Here is an 18,911-nt window from a genome sequence, read left to right on the forward strand (position 1 = left end):
CGCCGACAACGGCTGGCGCGGCCCCGGCGGGGCGCCGGCCGAGGATCATCATCCGGGCCAGGGCGGCGACAACCGCCGATACCCCGAGCCCACCCCGCCGGCCCACGAACACAGCGCGGACGGCGGCAGCGGCGGCGCCCGCTTCGCCGACCGCGGCCAGGGTCCCGGCGCCGCTCACGGCATCGTCGGACAGCGCGACGTCGGTGCGCCCACCGCCGGTCAGAACAGCGCCGGTCAGAACAGCGCCGGCTGGAGCGGCGCGGGCCAACACACCGCCGGTCAAGGTGCCGCCGGTCAAGGTGCCGCCGGTCAAGGTGCCGCTGGTGGGGGTGCCGCTGGTGGGGGTGGACCCGACCAGGGCACAGGCGCCCCGGGGTGGGCCGGGGAGCGTCGCGGCGGCCTGAGCGGCGGCGACCAGGATGGTCGCGGCCCGGGAGGCTTCGCTCCCCTCCCGAACACCGGCCAGGGTGGCGCCGACTGGAACGGGTCAAGTCGGGGTGGCACCGGCTGGGCGGGCAGTGGCCAGGGCGGGGCCGGTGGGCATGGTTCGGCCGGGGGTGGCGGCACGGCTGTCGCACCGGTGGTCAACGACGAGCCGTCCCTCGACGACGACGACGCCCCGGGCCAGGCAGGCGGGGCACGCGGCGGTGCGGAGGCGGCGATGTCCCTGCTGCGGACCGGGCTCGGCGCCACGGTCATCGAACAGATCCCGACAAGCTGACAGCAACGTAGGCTCATCGACATGTCGAACCCGCAGACCCCCGCCGGTGATGGGACTCCGGCCGGCGGTGGACTGTCCGCCGGGGGTGGGGCCCACCTGGGGCAGATCCTCCAGCAGGCGCAGAAGATGCAGGCCGCGCTCCTGTCGGCCCAGGAGGAGCTCGCCTCCGCCCGGGTGGACGGCACGGCCGGGGGCGGCCTGGTCCGGGCCACCGTCAACGGCGGCGGCGAGCTCGTCGACCTGACGATCAGCCCGGAGGCGGTCGATCCCGAGGACACCGAGACGCTCGCCGATCTGATCCTCGCGGCGGTCCGCGACGCGACCACCAACGCGCACCGGCTCGCCGCGGAGCGGATGGGCTCGCTCACGGGTGGGCTGGGCGCCGGCGGGCTCGGCGGGGCTGCCGCTGCCGGCGGGGCCGGTGGGGCGCTCGGCGGGCTGGGTGATCTCGGCGGGCTGCTGGCCGGAGGCGGCGCGGTGCCGCGCGGTCCCGGCCGTCCCGGACTGGGCTGACGGGCGGGAGCACCGATGTACGAGGGCATCGTCCAGGACCTGATCGACGAACTCGGGCGGCTGCCCGGCATCGGCCCCAAAAGCGCCCAGCGGATCGCGTTCCACCTGCTGGCCGCCGACCCGGTGGACGTCCGCCGGCTGGCGACCGCGCTGACCGAGGTCAAGGACAAGGTCCGGTTCTGCCGGAGCTGCTTCAACGTCGCCCAGTCGGAGCTGTGCCGGATCTGCGCCGATCCCCGCCGCGACCAGGCCCTGATCTGCGTGGTCGAGGAGCCCAAGGACGTCGTCGCGATCGAGCGCACCCGGGAGTTCCGCGGCCGGTACCACGTGCTCGGTGGAGCGATCAATCCGATCGGCGGCGTCGGGCCCGACGACCTGCACATCCGCGAGCTCATCGCACGGCTGGCCGACGGCACGGTGACGGAGCTGATCCTCGCCACCGACCCGAACACCGAAGGTGAGGTCACCGCGTCCTACCTCGCCCGCCAGATCGGGCCGATGGGGCTGCGGGTCACCCGGCTGGCCAGCGGCCTGCCGATGGGCGGCGACCTGGAATGGGCCGACGAGGTGACCCTCGGCCGCGCCTTCGAGGGACGCCGGGTCGTCAACGCCTGACGGCTGGCAGGCGCCGGCCCGGGTGATCCGCCGGCCGGTCAGAAGCCGAGGATGGGCGCGTACGTCGAGCTGGGGATCGAGGCCAGGGTCAGCAGGACGACGCTGACGTCGAGGTGATCCGCATCGGCGCTGAACACGGCGTGCAGGCCGCGGGTGCGGTAGACGTCCACGCCGTGGTCGCGGACGACCCGCACGCCGAAGACCTTCGTCGCCCTGATCCACCAGATCCGGCCGGCCGCCCGGACTCGGATCTGGCGGGCGTCGCGCCGCATGCCGGTCGTCAGCCGGGCCAACCGGTCGGCGGGCAGCCACGGCTGGTCCACGTAGCCGATGATGTCCCGCTCCGGGCCGTGCACGACGAGCCGGGCGGGGCGGGCCGCGGAACCGGGCTCGACCAGGTCGAGCTCCGCGGTGATCTCCCGGTCCCGGGGGAACATCTCGGCCGCCCAGACGCCCTCCCCGTGCAGGACCCGCTTGCCCTGCGGGCCACCCTGCGGATGCCCACGGGGCAGCATCCCGCCGATGATCCGACCGGCGCCGTCCAACCGCCACGCCACCGAGATGACGACGCCCGGCGGCAGGGCGGCTTCGAGATCACAGGCATCGCGTAGGTGACAGGTTCGTACGCCACGGATCCACCTATCCATCCAGGCCGCGCAGGTGCCTGTGTGCCTCCCCACAACCCGGGCCCGCCCCCCTCCGGCCCCGCGCGCCCCCGGGTGGACCGAACTTCCCGCTGGAGATCATCCGACACCTCCTCACTGCCCCGGTCACCGTCCGCAAATGCGGTCACTTTCCGCTATTGGACTCGGTCACCGCCGACCGTCTGTGCGTGGATCTGCAACGCCTCGCTGCGCTATGCACCCAGATGCTACGCCGCGCGCCCAAGCGCCCATCATCTGCACTCGCCCGCGCATGTGCGCGCGCGTCCGCGATCCCCTCCGCCCGCGCTTCCGCGTTCGCTTCGGGTCACGCGTCCGCACTGGCGTCGGAACGCGCGTCGGCGATCCCGTCCGAACGTCCATCCAGCAGGGCTTCCGCACGTGCATATGCCCGAAACGTCCGGTCTCGAGGCGATCCACCAGACCACACACCGACCACGGCGAGGGTCGGTACCAGGCCCGATGCCGACCCCGCGGTCAGCCGGCGTGCAGCGCAGCGGCAAGGTTAGAGGCAGCCGGTTGTGGCGTGGCCTCGCCCGCACCTCGCACGCCGCCCGCCGGCCGCGCCGGACCGGCCGTCACCGCCGGCCGGTCCGCACCGTCCACCAGGAGGTCCACCGTATGATCATCAGTTCGCATGTCGGCGCGGGCGCCTTCGTGGGTATGGCGATCCGGCATCCCGTGCCGGCCCTGGCCGCGGGATTCCTCTCGCATCTCGTCATGGACGCGCTGCCGCACTGGGGCACCGGCCCGAACACCGAGCCGGAGTGGCTGCCGATCGCGCGCCGCGACGGGGTCGCCGGGCTCGCCGCCATGGCGCTGCTGACCGCGTCGGCCCCGGCCGGGCGGCGGCTGGCCGTCCTCGCCGGCATGACCGGCGCCTGCCTGCCCGACACCGACAAGGTGGGCCGCTACTTCGTCGGCTCCAGCCCGTGGCCGAGCCGGTTCGACCGCTTCCACGAGAAGATCCAGAACGAGGCCCGCCACCGGCTGCCCCGCGAGGTGGCGACGGCCGCGGCCCTCACCGTCGCGGGCACGGTGCTGCTGCGGCGGCTGCCCGCCCGCGCCACCTGACCAGCCGGGCCCGGGCCTGACCAGCCGGGTCCGGGCCTGATCCGGGCCCGGCGGCGCCGTCAGGGCAGGAGGACGGCCGCACCCGTGACCTGGTCGGCGGCGAGGTCGGCCAGGGCCCGGTCGGCGGCGGCGAGCGGGTAGGGCGACACCGTCACCGCCAGCCGGTGCTCGGCGGCGATGGCGAGGAACTCCGCGCCGTCGGCCCGGGTGTTCGCGGTCGTGCTGCGCAGGTCACGCTCCTGGAACAGGTGGTCGGCATAGACCAACGGCGGGATGTCGCTGAGGTGGATGCCCGCCACCGACAGCGTGCCGCCGCGGTCGAGCGCCGCGAGCGCCACCGGCACCAGCTCGCCCACCGGCGCGAACAGCACCGCGGCGTCCAGCGGCTCGGGGGGCGCGTCGTACGCCCCCGTCGCGCAGGCGGCGCCGAGGTCGAGGGCCAGGGCGCGGGCCCGGGCCGACCGGGTCATCACGTGGACCCGCGCCCCCTGGGCGATCGCCACCTGGGCGGCGAGATGGGCGGAAGCGCCGAAGCCGTAGATGCCCAGCCGGCCGCCGGGCGGCAGCTCCGCCCGCCGCAGCGCCCGGTAGCCGACGATGCCGGCGCACAGCAGCGGGGCGAGCTCCGCGTCGCTGTAGCCGGCGGGCAGCCGATAGGCGTAGTCGGCGCGGACGCAGACGTACTCGGCGTACCCGCCGTCGACATCCCATCCGGTGTAGGTCGACGCCGGGCAGAGATTCTCCGCGCCGCGGGCACAGTAGACGCAGGTCCCGTCGGTCGAGGCGAGCCACGCCACGCCCAGCCGATCGCCGAGGCGCACCCCGCGCGGCCCGACCCCGACCCCGACGCCCGCCCCGGGCCCGACGCCCGCCCCGTCGGCGCCGCGGGGACCCCCGGCGCCGAGCTCGGCGCCGGGGGGCGCGGCCGGATCGGCGTCCGGGGCCACCGTCACCCCGGGGCCGATCGCGTCGACCCGGCCGACCACCTCGTGCCCCGGCACGGTGCGCGGCCGGTGCGGCACGAGGTCGCCCTCGGCGAGGTGAAGGTCGGTGCGGCACACGCCGCACGCCTCGACGCGCAGCCGGACCTGCCCCGGCCCCGGTTCGGGCACCGGCAGCTCAGCCGCGCGCAGCGGCCGGGTGTCCATCGGTCCCGGCGCGACGACCTGCCAGGCTCGCATGGCGCAACCCGGCCCGCGGCTCAGACGCTGACGCCGTGGTCGCGCGCCAGGCCACCGAGGTCGTTGTGGCCCTGGCCGACGGCCCGGAACTTCCAGTCGGCGCCGCTGCGGTAGACCTCTCCGAAGATCACGACCGTCTCGGTGGAGTAGTCCTCGGACAGGTCGTAACGGACCAGTTCGTTGCCGCTCTGGTCGACGACCCGGATGTAGGCGTTGCGCACCTGGCCGAAGTTCTGGCTACGGCTCACCGCGTCGTAGATGGACACCGGGACGACGATCCGGTCGATCTCGGCGGGCACCGTGGGCAGGTTGATGATGATGGACTCGTCGTCACCCTCGCCCTGACCGGTCTTGTTGTCGCCGGTCAGGGTGATCGCACCCTCGGGCGAGGCGAGGTTGTTGAAGAAAATGAAGTAGCTGTCGTTGAGGGCCTTGCCGTCCGCCCGCAGGCCGATGGCCGATGCGTCGAGGTCGAAGTCGGTGCCGGTGGTGGTGCGGGCATCCCAGCCGAGCCCGACGTTCAGCGCGGTGAGCTGGGCGGTGCCGGCCTCCGCGGCCTGCTTCGTGAGGCTGACGTTGCCACCCTTGGCGAGGCTGACTGCCATTGCGGATCGTCCTTCCTGGGCTGGTCCTCGGCGTCGGGGACCATCGCATGGAACCGCGTGTGGGACGCGGTCGGTATGACATTGTGGCGATGTCGCTACGGAGCTGTCGGTATGGAGTCGGGCGCCCGGTCCGGAATTGGGCGCCGCCGGTGCCGACCGTGCCGTCACCCTGGCACAACGGATCGGATCCGCCCAGCGTGCCGTCGTCGGGACGACAGCGTTGCGGCGGGTCGGACCCCGGGCACGCTGCGCAGACGTGTGTCCAGGTCACATACGAGCAATCCCCGTCGAGCGGAGCGGGCAGGTGTCAGCGCTCGGTAACCTGGCTGCCATGGCGCTCCTGGTCGCGAAGTTCGGTGGATCCTCCGTTGCCGACGCGGACCGCATCAAACGAGTCGCCGAGCGTGTCGTCGAGGCGCGCCGCGCCGGCAATGACGTGGTGGTCGTGGTGAGCGCCATGGGTGACACGACCGACGAGCTGCTCGACCTCGCCGAGCAGGTGTCGCCCCTGCCGCCCGCCCGCGAGCTCGACATGCTCCTCACCGCCGGGGAGCGGATCTCGATGGCCCTGCTGGCGATGGCGATCACCACCCTCGGCGCCGAGGCCCGGTCGTTCACCGGCTCCCAGGCCGGTGTCATCACGGACTCGGTGCACGGCAAGGCCCGCATCATCGACGTCACGCCGGGACGGATCCGGGCCGCGCTCGACGAGGGCGCGATCGCGATCGTCGCCGGCTTCCAGGGCGTCAGCCAGGACACCAAGGACATCACCACCCTGGGTCGGGGCGGCTCGGACACGACCGCGGTCGCGCTCGCCGCGGCATTGCGGGCCGACGCGTGCGAGATCTACACCGACGTCGACGGCGTGTTCAGCGCCGATCCGCGCATCGTCCCGGACGCCCGCCGCATCGACACGATCTCCTACGAGGAGATGCTGGAGATGGCGGCCTGCGGCGCCAAGGTCCTCATGCTGCGATGCGTCGAGTACGCGCGTCGCTACAGCGTCCCCGTGCATGTCCGCTCGTCGTTCTCCTCGAAGCCGGGCACGTGGGTCACCGAGATTCCGGAGGCACAGCTCGTGGAACAGGCCATCATCCGCGGCGTCGCGCACGACGTCAGCGAGGCGAAGGTGACGGTCGTCGGCTGCCCGGACAAGCCGGGGGTGGCGGCGGCGGTGTTCCGGGCCGTCGCGGACGCGGACGTCAACCTCGACATGATCGTCCAGGTCGGCTCGGTCGCGGGCTCCGGCCGCACCGACATCTCCTTCACCCTGCCCAAGGCCGACGGGCGGACGGCGCTGACGGCGCTGGCGAAGGTGCAGAGCGAGATCGGCTTCGAGCGGACCCTCTACGACGACCACATCGGCAAGCTGTCGCTGATCGGCGCCGGGATGAAGTCGCACCCGGGGGTGTCGGCGCGGTTCTTCGGCGCGCTCGCCGACGCCGGCGTCAACGTGGAGATCATCTCCACCTCGGAGATCCGGATCTCGGTGGTGGTGCGCGACACCGATCTGCCGGGGGCGGTGCGCGCCGTGCACGGCGCCTTCGAGCTCGGCGACCCCGACGGCGGGGCGGCGGTCGTCTACGCGGGCACCGGCCGATGAAGACACTGGTTGCAGGCGGCAAGGCACTGATCATGGGCGACCGGGAGGATGGGGCATGACGGGCAACGAGGCCGGCCGGCGGCCGACCCTCGCGGTGGTGGGCGCGACCGGAGCGGTCGGCACGGTGATGCTGTCGATGCTCGCCGAGCGCCCGGACGTCTGGGGGGAGATCCGGCCCGTGGCCTCCGCCCGCTCGGCCGGACGCACCGTGCGGGTGCGCGGCGCGGACGTCGCCGTGCAGGTGCTCTCGCCGGAGGTCTTCGACGGCGTGGACGTCGCCGTGTTCGACGTCCCCGACGAGGTGTCGGCGCAGTGGGCGCCGGTGGCGGCGGCGCGCGGCGCGGTCGCGGTCGACAACTCGGGCGCCTTCCGGATGGACGACGACGTCCCGCTGGTCGTCCCCGAGGTCAACGCCGACCAGATCGGTGCCCGCCCGCGGGGCATCATCGCCAACCCGAACTGCACGACCCTGTCGATGATCGTCGCACTCGGCGCGCTGCACCGGGCGTTCGGCCTGGAGTCGATGTTCGCCGCCTCCTACCAGGCCGCCAGCGGCGCCGGGCAGGCCGGCATCGACACCCTTTACGACCAGCTCGCCACCGTCGGTGGGACGCGGGAGCTCGGCCAGACGGCCGGCGACGTGCGCAAGGCGATCGGCGAGGAGGGCCTCGGCCCGTTCCCCGCGCCGCTGGCCCTCAACGTGGTGCCGTGGGCCGGGTCGCTGCGCGACGGCGGCTGGTCGTCGGAGGAGTTCAAGGTCCGCAACGAGTCCCGCAAGATCCTGGGCCTGCCGGAGCTGCGGGTCTCGGCGACCTGCGTGCGGGTGCCGGTGATCACCACCCATGCCGTCGCGGTGCACGCCCGCTTCGTGCGGCCCGTCACGGCCGACGAGGCCCGCGCGGTGCTGCTCGGCGCGCCCGGGGTCGCCGTGGTGGACGACCCGTCCGCAGGCGAGTTCCCCACCCCCTCGGACGTGGTGGGCACCGATCCCACCTGGGTGGGGCGGATCCGGCAGTCACCTGACGACCCGCATGAGATCGCGCTGTTCCTCTGCGGGGACAACCTGCGCAAGGGAGCGGCGCTGAACACTCTGCAGATCGCCGAGCTGCTCGTCGCTGGGCAGGAGGAGGCGCCGGCGGCCGGCTGACGGACCGGCTGACCCCGGACCGGCTGACCCCGGACCGGCGGGGCGAGGTGATGGGCCGGCGCGTGCGCCAAGGCGCGGCCGGCCTGTCACGAACCGGCGTGACATCCACACCAAGCCGCGATTGATCGGGGCGCGCCGGCGCCGCACATTCGCTTTTCGGCAGTTTCCTTAGCAACCTTTAATCTTTGACGGCCAAGGAGAGCCTCAAGCGAAGACCGAGAACGATCGGTCGGAGAACCGGGATGCGGTTACCTGGCTTTACACGAACAGCTGTCATCCCGGCTGCGATCGGTCACGAAATCGTGCCGACCGGCAAAACGTGGCGACCCGCATGAAGGCAGATCGACCAGTCTCGGCGGTGGGACACCGAAGGCCAGGCTTTCCCTACCGGTCCGGGGAAAGGTGCCTGCTGGAGAAGCGTCCGATCGATGCGACACACCCGACAGAGCCGGGGAAACGAGATGTCCGGCACGATCGAGCAGTCGTGGAACCGCCTCCGCGACGTGACGTGACGAACGACGCGGAGAAGCGGTCAGCCCGCCCAGCGAAGCACCCGTTGGGCGGGCTGACCGTGAAGTCTCTCGTGGCTCAGACGACGCGGACGGCGTCGGCCTGCGGACCCTTCTGACCCTGGGTCACCTGGAACTCGACCCGCTGGCCCTCCTCAAGTGCCTTGTAGCCGTCCATCTGAATCGCGCTGTAGTGAACGAAGACGTCGGAGCCGCCGCCGTCCACGGAGATGAAGCCGAAGCCCTTCTCCGAGTTGAACCACTTCACCGTGCCCTGAGCCACGTGCCGTTCTCCCTGCTGGTGCAGTCAGGACCCGCACCGCGCGGGCCCCGGACCGAACGCCAGGAAGCCACAAGAGATCCTGGCGCTGTTCCGCCGCGTCTCGGTTGAGGCGCGAACCGGCGAACTCCGGCCAGGGACGACGCTACACGGACGGAGGGCTTCGCGGGAGTCCTCCGAGCAAGGAAGTCCACTTCATGCCCCGGTAACAGAACAACGCCGCTGGTCCGGCCGCAGGCGAGTCCACCCGAGCCATCCCGCAATCCGTCGAGCTGACAGGGATTTCCCAGCGTGGACAGCCTGCGGCGCCAACTGGCCGGTGGATGGCCCAGACGTGGCAACTCGGACGGGTGACTGACGAAGGCTTTCGATCCGACCACGGCCGAGGCCACATCACGGATCACGAAGGGGCCCACCACCGCCAGGGCCGCCCGGGCCCGACGCCGGACCGGAGCGGACGGCTAGGCGTCGCCGACGGGGCGCAGCGGACCGCGGCCGGCCGAGAGTCGCTCGACCGCGGCGGCGATCTCGGTGAGATCGGCGTCGGTGAGGGTCAGCGAGCCGGCCGGCAGCCAGCCGTCGAGCTGGTCCGGGCGGCGGGCCCCGACGATGGCGCCACTCACCCCGGGAAAGGCCAGCGTCCAGGCGACCGCGGCGGCGGCGACCGTCGTCGCGTGCCGGCGGGCCACCTCGGCGAGCACGTCGACGAGCGCGAGGTTGCGTTCCAGGGCCGGCGGGTTGAATTCGGGAGCCTGGCGCCGCCAGTCGTCGGCCGGCAGCTCGGCGGTCCGCTTCGTGCTCCAGCGGCCGGAGAGCAGCCCGGACTGCATCGGGCTGTAGACGATCGTGCCGATGCCGTGGGCGGCGGCATACGGCAGGATCTCGGCGGCGACAGCGCGGTCGATCAGGGAGAAGGGCGGCTGGAGCACGTCCACGCCGCCGGCCGCCGCGGCCTGCTCGAGCTGGTCGACGGAGAAGTTCGACACCCCCACCGAACGGATCTTGCCGGCGGCGCGCAGCTCGTGCAGGGTCCCGACGGAGTCGGTGATCGGCGTGCCGTCCTGCGGCGGCCAGTGCAGCTGGTACAGGTCGATGCGGTCGACGCCGAGCCGGCGCAGCGAGGCGTCGACCTCGGCCCGGATCGACGCCGGGGCGCCCACCCGGGCCGGCGGGACGGTCGGGTCGGCGTCATCCCAGACCAGGCCGCACTTGGTGAACACGTAGGGCCGCTCGGCCGCGGGGATGTCGGCGAGCGCCCGGGCGACGAGTTCCTCGGAGTGCCCGAGCCCGTAGACGGCGGCGGTGTCGATCCAGTTGATCCCCACGGCGACGGCGTGACGGATCGCCGCGACCGCCTCTGCGTCGTCCTGGGCACCCCAGCCGAAGGCCCAGCCCGCTCCACCGATCGCCCAGGCCCCGAACCCCACCCGGGTGATCTGCATCCCCGTCGGGCCGAGCGGCGTCGTCGGGAGCGTGGTCGACGTGGTCATCGCGAGCCTCCTGCGGCACCGAGGACGAAGGCGGGGTCGACCGCAGGCTACCCGCCCCCCGGCCGCCAGACGCGACGACGGACGCCCCGCCCCGGGCCGCTCAGACGAGCCAGCGGCGGTACCGGGCGGCCGAGATCCGCGGCCAGGCGTCGAAGAAGTCCCGTTCGGCCAGCCGCCCGCGGCACTCCTCCAACCCGAGCAGCACCCCGAGCGTGAACGCGGTGGGGTCGCCCTGGGCCTGGGCGGTGACCCCCCAGCCCCGCAGGAGGTCTCGCGCGACGGTGGCGTCCTGGTGCGTGCCGAGCAGCTCCTGCGCCCGCTCCGCCTGGCCAACCAGCGCCGTCGCGTCCTGGCCGTACAGCGAGGTCACCGCCTCGGCGGCGTAGCGCAGCCGCTTGGCCTGCTTGCGCGCGGAGTGCAGCAGCTCGTCCCGGTCATGGCCGACCGCGAGCCCGGCCGCGGCGGCCACCTTCTTGCCCAGCCGCCGGTCGGCGCGGCGGACGAGGTCGGGCAGGACCTTGCCGGCCGGGCGCCGCGCCGCGCCGGTCAGCGGCGCGCGGACCAGGGTGAGCAGGCTGGCGACGAGGGCGAAGTACCGGTCGCTGCGCAGCATCGCCAGCGCCTCCTCGCGGGCCGCGGCCATCCCGGTCCCGAGATGTGCGCTGACCGTGTCGTGCACGGGCCCGGCGACCAGTTCCGCGGGGAGTTCGGCCACCCGGCCGTTGAAGTAGGCGATCTGCACCTCGGCGTCCCGGGCGCCGGACAGCGCGCCGGCCAGATCACGCAGCTCCCCGTCGAGCAGGGTCACCGTGTCGGCGGGGAACAGCGGCGCGAAGGTCCGCAGCGTGCTGCGGGCCCGCCGGCAGGCCACCCGCATCCGGTGGACGGCTTCGGGCTCGTCGAGGCGCACCCGCGGGTCGGCGGCGAGCAGGGCGCGCACCTGCTCGATGAGGTAGGCCCGCACGACCTCGCCGGCCGGGGTACGCCGGCGCGGGCGGCGCGGCGGCGGGGGCACGTCCGGCCCGGGCCCGGCGGCGAGTGCGGGGCCGAGCAGCCGGCCCAGCTTCGAGGAGTCCGCCGCCACGACCGCGCCGGCCGCCAGCAGCAGGTCGCCCACGTCGTCGAGCACGCCCGGCTTGCCGTCGACGAGCTCGACCTCGATCTCCCGCCAGGTGCTCAGAACCGTCGTCTCGCCGAGCGTCTGGGCGGAGACCTGGTCGTCGACGACCTCGGCCAGGTCGATTCCGGCAGTGTCGCGCAGCCGCCGGGCGGTGCGCAGGGTGCGCAGCCGGGCGACCGGACGCAGCTCGCCGCCGCGCAGGTGCACCGCCACCAGATCGACGAACTCCGCCGGTGGGGTGTGCCGGCCTCCCTCGGCCACCTCGATCGCGCCGCCGGCGGCATCGAGCGGGAGTTGCAGTTCGTCGCGCTCGCCGACGCGGACCGGCAGCTTCAGGTGCCAGCCGGCGTCGGAACCGCCGGTGCGCCGGCGCAGCGTGATCCGGTTGCGGGCGAGGCGCAGGTCGTCGGTGTCGTAGTAGACGGCCTCGAGGCTGACGGCCCGGCGGGTGCGCGCGGTCGCGACCCCGGCCACCGCGCTCAGCCTCGGCAGCACGAAGGTCGACTCGACGGCGTACTTGCGTTCGATCTCACGGACCCCGGTGGCCATCCGACCCGCCCTCCTCGTGACTTGCCCCGCACCGCGTGCATCCCGCACCCGGACGACCGATGCCCACCAGACCTTTGTGGTTGCCCGATAGTCCGTCGGAGGGCCGGGAAGATGAGCATCGGACATCTGATAGACGACCCGTGTTTCCCTGCCGTTAACCTTAGCGCGGAGCGGGAATCCAGGAGACCTTCCCGACCAGGAGCACATAGCCGACGAAGGCCACCGTGTCGATGAGGGAGTGGGCGATCACCAGCGGTAGCACCCGGCCGTTGCGCTGGAACAGCCGGGCGAACAGCAGCCCCATCGCGAGGTTGCCGGCGAATCCGCCCAGGCCCTGGTACAGGTGGTATGAACCGCGCAGCAGCGCGCTGGTCGCCAGCGCCCGCCCCGGCGCGACCCCGAGCTCGCGCAGCCGCACCAGCAGGTAGCCGGTGACGATGACCTCCTCGGCGAGGCCGTTCTGGCAGGCGCTCAGCACGAGGACCGGTACCCGCCACCACACGTCGGGCAGGCTAGACGGCGCGACGGTGAGGTTGGCGCCGCTGTGCCAGGCCAGTAGGTAGAAGCCGAGGCCGAGACCACCGATCCCGGCCGCGAGCAGGGCGCCCTGCGCGAGGTCCGGGCGGGGGTGCCGACCGTCGAGGCCGATCACGCGCCGCCCGCCGCCGTGGCGGCCCAGCAGGTGCACGGCCAGCAGCACCGGCACCAGCCCGGTGACGATGTCGGCCAGCTGCAGGGCCAGATCGAGCCACGGGCGGCCCGGCGCCGCCGAGGTGTTCAGCCGGGCGACCTGGGCGCGGACCGGTCCCGGCCGGGTGAGCACGCCGACGTAGCGGATGAGCGCGTAGAGCGCGGAGGCGGCGAAGGAGACCCCGAGCACGAGCCCGACCTCGGCGGCCAGAACCCGCCGGGTGAGCGGTTCGGCCGCCGTGACCGGCGCCTTCGGGGGGGCATCCGGCACCGGTCGACCGTAGCCCACCCGGGTGGGCGGCCCGACCACGGATCGACCCGACGGTCCGCACCGCCGGGTCGATCCGGGGGCAGCCCACCGGTCCCGGCCGGGTCAGTCCACCGGCTCGGGCCGCGTGAACAGCCGGAACAGCACGATCATCGGCGGCAGGACCAGCACGAGGCCGCCGGCGACGGCGTACAGCATCGCGTGGATGTTGGTCGACGGAGCCGCGGCGTCGTCGACCGTCACCTGCCCCACCACCAGGTCGGGGTACTGGGCGACCGCCCAGCCCCAGAGCATCGCGGCGACCGCGAGACCCGCCGCCAGCCGGGCGGCGACGAACTGGTTACGCGCCAGCGCGACCAGGGAGCCGATTCCGCCGACCGCGGAGAGCACCACCAGCAGCATCGAACGGTCAGCGAACCGGTGCGCCACCACGGGGGCCTGGTCCCAGAACAGCGGCAGCAGGATCAGCGCGAGGATGCCGCAGACCACGGCCCCGCCGACGGCGCGGCGACGGAAGTCGGGCACCAGGTGCTCGGTGGCCGGCGAGGCCGCCGCGTCCTTGCACAGGTAGACCGCCGCGAGGAAGGCGGTCGCGGCGACCGCGAACAGCCCGCAGACGAGGCCGAAGGAGCTGCGGACCGGGGCGAACGGGTCGTCGGGCGACATGTTCCCGGTGGCCAGCGCCGCGCCGGCCACCCCGAGCGCGAACGGGGTGATCGTGGACGACACCGCGAAGACGTGCCCCCACCAGTGGTCGGGGCCCGCCGCGCCGGCGCCGTAGGCGCGGTAGACGTAGGCCGCGCCGCGCAGCACGATGCCGACCAACGCGGCCGACAGCGGGACCTCCAACGACGAGCCGACCACCCCGTAGGCGGGCGGGAACCCGCTGAACAGGGCGACGACGATGAACACGAGCCAGACGTGGTTGGCCTCCCACACCGGCCCGATCGCGTTCGAGATCAGCTTGCGCTGGGCCCGCGCGTCCCGTCCCCGGGCGAGCAGGTCCCACACGCCGCCGCCGAAGTCCGCGCCGCCGAGCAGCGCGTAGGCCGTCAGGCCGATCACCATGACGACGAGGAGCAGGTCGGCGGCGGTCATCGGGTCTCTCCCCGGTCGGTGCGGCCGGCGCTGCGCGCGCCGGTGTCGGGACGGCGGCCGGTGGTGGCGTGCCGGCCACCCGTGGAGCGCCGGCCCAGCAGGCCATGCCAGCCGGGCGCGCCACGCCGGTTCGACGGCACGGGTCGCCCACCCCCGGACGACCCGGTGGGGTGCGGCTCGGGCCGGGGCCGCGGGATGGTGGGCGGAGCAGGCGCAGGCGCGGGCGCAGGCGCGGGCGCGGCAGACGGCTTGGCGCCATCCGGCTGCGGGCTGATGGCCGGCGGCGGGTTGGTGCTCGGGTTGGTGCTCGGGTTGGTGGTGGGCTCGGCGCCCGTCGACGGCTCGGCCTCGGTGGACGGGTCGGATCCCGTGGACGGGTCTGATCCCGTGGACGGGTCGCCGGCCCCGGTGACCACGATGCCGTCGGCGGGAGCGGGTGCGCCGACGTCGGTCACGGGGAGGCGGCCGGGGATGAGCACCGCCACCGGCACGCTGTTGTGGTCACGGTCGAGGACCAGGTCCATCCGGGGCGTGTACCAGGCGGCCGGCTCGGCGGCCGGGTCGTACTCGGCGGCCGGGACGTACTCGGCGGACGGGACGTACTTGGCGGACGGGACGTACTTGGCGGACGGAACATACCGGGCAGCCGGGATGTACTGGGCAGCCGGGACGGACTCCTTCGAGCCGGACTCGTCGTCGCCGCTGCCCTGCTCCGGTCCGGAGCCGGCCGGGCCCGAGCCGCCGGTGCCGGATCCGCCGTCGCGCGGCCGGGGGGCGGTGGGCGCCGAGGGACCGGCGGGCTGGCCGGGACGCAGCTGCTCGCCGCTGGGGCCACCGGTGGCCATCCGCCGCAGGATGAGCAGCAGCGCGCCGGCGAGCCCGAGGTAGAGCACCAGGGTGCCCGCGAACATCGGCGCGACCGCGTCACCGCCGGCCACACCCTCGACGACCCGCATGTGGTCGCCGACGATCCACGGCTGGCGGCCACCCTCGGTGACCTCCCAGCCGGTGAGCATCGCCAGCATCGCCGCCGGCCCCGTGCACGCCGCGGCGATCAGCCACGGCCTGCTGGTGGGCAGCAGCGGGCGCTCCCCTCGTCGGCGCCGCCGCAGGACGACGAAGCCGGTGAGCAACGACAGCCCGATCAGGGCGGAACCCGCCCCGACCATGGTGGTGAACGCCCCGTGCACCAGCGCGCCGTTCGGCCGCTCGTCCGGCGGCGCGCCGTCCAGGCCCTTGATCACATGACCGGTGCTGAAGCCCTCCAGCAGGGAAAGCCCACCGGGGATCTCCAGGCCGTAGCGGATCTCACCGGTCTTGTTGTCGTAGATCCCGCCGATGGCGAAGGGAGCGTTCGACCCGGTGTGGTACAGCCCCTCCATCGCCGCGAGCTTGAACGGCTGGTTCGCGCCGGCGACGCGGGCCGCCCAGTCCCCGACGATGAGCTGCAGCGGTGCACAGGCCAGCACGACCGCGAGCCCGATCTTCAGGCCGCGCTGGTGGTAGGTGTCGCGGCGGCCGCGCAGCATGCCCACCGCGTAGATGGCCGCGACCATGCCGCCGGCGCACATCAGCGCCGCGATCAGCATGTGGACGAGCTGCGGCGGGGTACCTGGGCTGATGAACGGGGCGTACGGCTTGGCCTCGAGGAGCTTGCCGTCCTTCTCGACGATCCCGCGCGGCACGTTCATCCAGGCGTTGACCGTGATGATGAACAGCGTCGACAGGGTGCCCGAGATCGCGATCGGCCACAGCGTCAGCCAGTGGGCCCGCGGCGAGAGGCGCTTCCAGCCGTACAGGTACATGCCGACGAAGATCGCCTCGGTGAAGAACGCAAAGCCCTCCAGGGTGAACGACAGCCCGAGGGCGCCCCCGTATTTGGACATGAACGCGGGCCAGAGCAGCCCGAACTCGAACGACAACACTGTTCCCGAGACGGCCCCCACCGCGAAGAGAACGGCGAAGGCACGCGACCACTTCTTCGTCAGCGCCAGCCAGACCGGATCTCCGGTCTTGAGCCAACGTCGCTCGGTGTAGATCAGCAGCCATGGCAAACCGACACCGAACACGGCGAAGCAGATGTGGAACGCGAGGGAGAACGCCGTCTGGGCACGAGCGAGGTCGACGGCGTCGGCGGCGAGAACCATGCGCACGGCTCCTTCGAAGGACCGCGGGAAGAAATCGACCGGGATTCAGTCGACCTTCTACCCAAAGTAGAAGGTCCTAAGGTACGTAGCGGGTGATCCGGTCGGCGGTCGGGCCTCCGTGAGGTCCACGACATGCGCGACGCCGGCCGGCGGGGCAGTGCATCGCGCGTCCCCTCTACGTGCATACGCCGACTTCCGGCCGCTTCCCCTCACAAACCGCGTGTGACGTGCCCGTCAGCCGCGGACCTTGGCATTCACGGCGTTCACCGCGGCACCAATGGGCCCGTCCCGGGCATTCCGCGCAACTGGTCACGGCGAACTGGAACGAGTTCACCCCCCGGGCCGGGCCGGTCGGCTCCACCGAAAAAATAACTTTCGGATAACACAAGCACGCCCCGAGCGGGTAACCCGCCACAAGGCCGCCGGGAACGGCGGCGAATGCAATTGCCGACGCCGCCGTCGGGCCGGCCGGGCGCCGGGCGGCCGGGACGGTCCCGAGGGTGCACCCGGCCGGGGGCGGCGTGGGAGGAATGGGCCGGTGTCGCGCCGGATGGGGCCAGGAAGAAAGTCCCGACGCCGCGCGGGCGGCGCCGGACGGCGGCCGGCGCGGCGGTGCGACCATCGGGCCACGGCCCGGTTGTGACGTCGGCTGCGTCGGCGCGGGCGGGCCGACGGCGGGGCGCGGCCGCCCGCACCCACCCTCGCGAGGCGAACACCGAGGTCGCGCGGCTGTGTGACGCAGGAGGCGACGCGAACGAGACCGTTCCGCCGCCCTGAACTTCTACGCGACGTAGGATCGACACATGGCGCGCCTGGGTGACCTCGAACGGTCGGTCATGGACGTGTTGTGGTCGAGCGAAGGCTGGCTCACGGCCCGCGAGGTCGCGGCCCGGCTCGACCATGAGCGCGATCTCGCGTACACCACCGTGCTGACCGTGCTCGAAAGACTGGAACGCAAGGGTTTCGTCCGCCGGCAGCGGGCCGCGCGTGCACACCGTTACGCCGCGTCCGACAGCCGGGAGGCCGTCGTCGCCGAGGCGATGATGGAGGCGCTGGGCACCGCGGACGACCGCGGTTCGGCGCTGGTGCGCTTCGTCGGATCGGTCTCCGCCGAGGAGGCGGAGATCCTTCGCCGGGCGTTGGAACCCCTCGGCGGCGATCCGGCGGAGGTGGTCGGCGGCCCCGACCTCGCGGCCACCGCGGCCCCGGATCCGTCCATCCCGCCACCGCTCGGGACAGCCTCTGGCGAGCCGGACCGACCTGGTGCGGTGACCACCGACTCGGATCGAACGGTTCAGATTCCACCCGACGGGCGGTAGCGTTGCGGAGGAGATGACGACCGCGGCCCTCCTCGCCCTGTTCGCGGGCGTGCTGGCCTGGCCGGTACCACGCCTGCTGGCCACCGCGCGCTGGGCGCACCGCTGCCCGCGGGCGGCGATCGTGCTCTGGCAGGCGATCGGGCTGGCCGGCGGCGTCTCGGCCCTGCTGGCCGCGATCGCGTTCACCGTCTCCCCGTTGTCCACCGACACCCCGACCGCGATCACCGACCATCTCGGCAACATCGCGGCCGGGTCTCCCCTCACCGGCCTGCGCTGGATCAACCTCGTCGGCCTCGCCATGGCGACGACCCTGGCCTGCCGGCTGTTCGGGGTGCTCTGCGCCTCCACCGCGGCCACCCTGCGCGAGCGGCACCGGCACCGGCACCTGGTCGACCTCGCCGGGCGCCGTCACCGCGGCCACGGCGCCCGGGAGTCGGCCGACCACACCCACCTCCACCCGCCCGCCACGGGCGACGGCGCCGGCAATGGTGCGAGCCCCGGCGGCGATGCCACCGCCGGCGATGGTGCCACCGCCGGCGATGGTGCCACCGCCGGCGATGGTGCGAGCGGCGCCACCACCTGCTGCCTGTGCGAGCACCGCGACCGGGCCCGCATCCTGCTGCGGATCCTCGACCATCCGATCGCGGTCGCGTACTGCGTCCCGGGGGTCCGCCACGCCCGGGTGGTCGTCTCCATGGGCCTGCTGAACACCCTCGACGCCGCCGAGCTGGACGCGGTGCTCGCCCACGAGGCGGCGCACATCGCCGGACGGCACGATCTGGTCATCCAGCCGTTCGTCGCCTGGGAGCGCACCTTCCCGTTCCTGCGGCCGGCCCGGGAGGCGACGGCGGCCGTGTCCTTACTGGTCGAGATGCTCGCCGACGACGCCGCGGCCCGCGAGACCAGCCGCCGCTCGCTCGCCCGCGCGCTGGCCCGGCTCGGCGTGGCCCGGGCCCCGGTCCCCGCCGGGGCACTCAGCATCACCGGCCACCCGGCCGCCGTGCTGCCCGCCCTCGGCGCCGAGGATCCCCTGCCGGGAACGGCGGCCCGGACGGCGGGCCGGTTCGGAGCCGGGCCCGGAGCCGGACCCGGAGCCGGACCCGCCGCCGCGGCCGCGGCCGCACCGCCGGACGTGCCCGGCCTCCGCCTCGGGACGGCCAATCCGGTCATCTCGCGGATCTCCCGACTCCTCGACCCGCCGGGGGTCCCTTGGTGGCTGCCCGCAGGGGCCTACCTGGCCGCCGTGGCCGTCCTCGCGGCTCCCCCGCTGATCGTCCTGATCGGCTGATCGCGCAGCTCAGCGACGGTTCGCGACATCCG

16 protein-coding genes and 1 pseudogene are annotated in these 18,911 nt (G+C 73.6%); 8 read left to right on the plus strand and 9 right to left on the minus strand.

Annotated elements, in window-relative coordinates:
* From FRAQA3DRAFT_RS36190 to recR, 3 genes and pseudogenes are all read left to right on the plus strand, one after another.
* Positions 1 to 721, plus strand: a pseudogene (locus FRAQA3DRAFT_RS36190) (hypothetical protein); the annotation flags it as partial.
* Between the two features lie 21 nt (positions 722 to 742).
* Complete coding sequence (locus tag FRAQA3DRAFT_RS20395; RefSeq protein WP_009740946.1) at positions 743 to 1,234, plus strand: YbaB/EbfC family nucleoid-associated protein; 492 nt, start codon at positions 743 to 745, stop codon at positions 1,232 to 1,234.
* A 15-nt stretch (positions 1,235 to 1,249) separates the two neighbouring features.
* Positions 1,250 to 1,849 (plus strand): recombination mediator RecR, encoded by a 600-nt coding sequence (gene recR, locus FRAQA3DRAFT_RS20400; RefSeq protein ID WP_009740947.1) that lies wholly within the window; start codon positions 1,250 to 1,252, stop codon positions 1,847 to 1,849.
* Between the two features lie 38 nt (positions 1,850 to 1,887).
* On the opposite strand, the gene FRAQA3DRAFT_RS20405 is transcribed toward recR, so the two are convergent.
* Positions 1,888 to 2,496, minus strand: a complete 609-nt coding sequence (locus FRAQA3DRAFT_RS20405) for a hypothetical protein (protein ID WP_009740948.1) — start codon at positions 2,494 to 2,496, stop codon at positions 1,888 to 1,890.
* Positions 2,497 to 3,132: 636 nt separating this feature from the next.
* Here FRAQA3DRAFT_RS20405 and FRAQA3DRAFT_RS20410 point away from each other — a divergent pair.
* Positions 3,133 to 3,585: a hypothetical protein gene (locus FRAQA3DRAFT_RS20410; RefSeq protein WP_009740949.1), complete on the plus strand. Its 453-nt coding sequence runs from the start codon at positions 3,133 to 3,135 to the stop codon at positions 3,583 to 3,585.
* Positions 3,586 to 3,644: 59 nt separating this feature from the next.
* On the opposite strand, the gene FRAQA3DRAFT_RS20415 is transcribed toward FRAQA3DRAFT_RS20410, so the two are convergent.
* Both FRAQA3DRAFT_RS20415 and FRAQA3DRAFT_RS20420 read right to left on the minus strand, forming a co-directional pair.
* Positions 3,645 to 4,766 (minus strand): zinc-dependent alcohol dehydrogenase family protein, encoded by a 1,122-nt coding sequence (locus tag FRAQA3DRAFT_RS20415; protein WP_009740950.1) that lies wholly within the window; start codon positions 4,764 to 4,766, stop codon positions 3,645 to 3,647.
* Positions 4,767 to 4,786: 20 nt separating this feature from the next.
* On the minus strand, positions 4,787 to 5,371 hold the full coding sequence (locus tag FRAQA3DRAFT_RS20420; protein ID WP_009740951.1) for a TerD family protein: 585 nt from the start codon (positions 5,369 to 5,371) through the stop codon (positions 4,787 to 4,789).
* A gap of 331 nt (positions 5,372 to 5,702) precedes the next feature.
* Here FRAQA3DRAFT_RS20420 and FRAQA3DRAFT_RS20425 point away from each other — a divergent pair, with 331 nt between their 5' ends.
* The gene (locus FRAQA3DRAFT_RS20425; protein ID WP_035921262.1) at positions 5,703 to 6,974 is read left to right on the plus strand and encodes an aspartate kinase; all 1,272 of its coding nucleotides are present in this window, start codon (positions 5,703 to 5,705) and stop codon (positions 6,972 to 6,974) included.
* Between the two features lie 55 nt (positions 6,975 to 7,029).
* Complete coding sequence (locus FRAQA3DRAFT_RS20430; protein ID WP_009740953.1) at positions 7,030 to 8,121, plus strand: aspartate-semialdehyde dehydrogenase; 1,092 nt, start codon at positions 7,030 to 7,032, stop codon at positions 8,119 to 8,121.
* A gap of 588 nt (positions 8,122 to 8,709) precedes the next feature.
* On the opposite strand, the gene FRAQA3DRAFT_RS20435 is transcribed toward FRAQA3DRAFT_RS20430, so the two are convergent.
* The 6 genes from FRAQA3DRAFT_RS20435 to FRAQA3DRAFT_RS20460 all read right to left on the minus strand — a co-directional run bounded on the left by FRAQA3DRAFT_RS20435 (position 8,710) and on the right by FRAQA3DRAFT_RS20460 (position 16,272).
* Positions 8,710 to 8,913: a cold-shock protein gene (locus FRAQA3DRAFT_RS20435; protein ID WP_009740954.1), complete on the minus strand. Its 204-nt coding sequence runs from the start codon at positions 8,911 to 8,913 to the stop codon at positions 8,710 to 8,712.
* 458 nt (positions 8,914 to 9,371) lie between these two features.
* Positions 9,372 to 10,400 (minus strand): aldo/keto reductase, encoded by a 1,029-nt coding sequence (locus FRAQA3DRAFT_RS20440; protein ID WP_009740955.1) that lies wholly within the window; start codon positions 10,398 to 10,400, stop codon positions 9,372 to 9,374.
* Positions 10,401 to 10,500: 100 nt separating this feature from the next.
* Positions 10,501 to 12,069 (minus strand): CYTH and CHAD domain-containing protein, encoded by a 1,569-nt coding sequence (locus FRAQA3DRAFT_RS20445; protein ID WP_009740956.1) that lies wholly within the window; start codon positions 12,067 to 12,069, stop codon positions 10,501 to 10,503.
* A 160-nt stretch (positions 12,070 to 12,229) separates the two neighbouring features.
* Positions 12,230 to 13,030 carry a CPBP family intramembrane glutamic endopeptidase gene (locus FRAQA3DRAFT_RS20450; RefSeq protein ID WP_232291682.1) on the minus strand — a complete coding sequence of 267 codons (801 nt, stop codon included), beginning with the start codon at positions 13,028 to 13,030 and terminating at the stop codon, positions 12,230 to 12,232.
* A gap of 102 nt (positions 13,031 to 13,132) precedes the next feature.
* Positions 13,133 to 14,125: a cytochrome d ubiquinol oxidase subunit II gene (locus FRAQA3DRAFT_RS20455; RefSeq protein WP_009740958.1), complete on the minus strand. Its 993-nt coding sequence runs from the start codon at positions 14,123 to 14,125 to the stop codon at positions 13,133 to 13,135.
* Positions 14,122 to 16,272, minus strand: a complete 2,151-nt coding sequence (locus FRAQA3DRAFT_RS20460; RefSeq protein WP_009740959.1) for a cytochrome ubiquinol oxidase subunit I — start codon at positions 16,270 to 16,272, stop codon at positions 14,122 to 14,124. Before FRAQA3DRAFT_RS20460 ends, FRAQA3DRAFT_RS20455 begins: the two co-directional genes overlap by 4 nt.
* Positions 16,273 to 17,075: 803 nt before the next feature.
* On the opposite strand from FRAQA3DRAFT_RS20460, the gene FRAQA3DRAFT_RS20465 reads away from it, so the two are divergent.
* Both FRAQA3DRAFT_RS20465 and FRAQA3DRAFT_RS20470 read left to right on the plus strand, forming a co-directional pair.
* Positions 17,076 to 17,591 (plus strand): BlaI/MecI/CopY family transcriptional regulator, encoded by a 516-nt coding sequence (locus FRAQA3DRAFT_RS20465; protein ID WP_009740960.1) that lies wholly within the window; start codon positions 17,076 to 17,078, stop codon positions 17,589 to 17,591.
* Positions 17,592 to 17,604: 13 nt separating this feature from the next.
* Positions 17,605 to 18,879, plus strand: a complete 1,275-nt coding sequence (locus FRAQA3DRAFT_RS20470; RefSeq protein WP_009740961.1) for a M56 family metallopeptidase — start codon at positions 17,605 to 17,607, stop codon at positions 18,877 to 18,879.
* Positions 18,880 to 18,911 lie beyond the last annotated feature (32 nt).

Origin of the sequence: Frankia sp. QA3, from assembly GCF_000262465.1 — a bacterium.
Lineage (GTDB): Bacteria > Actinomycetota > Actinomycetes > Frankiales > Frankiaceae > Frankia.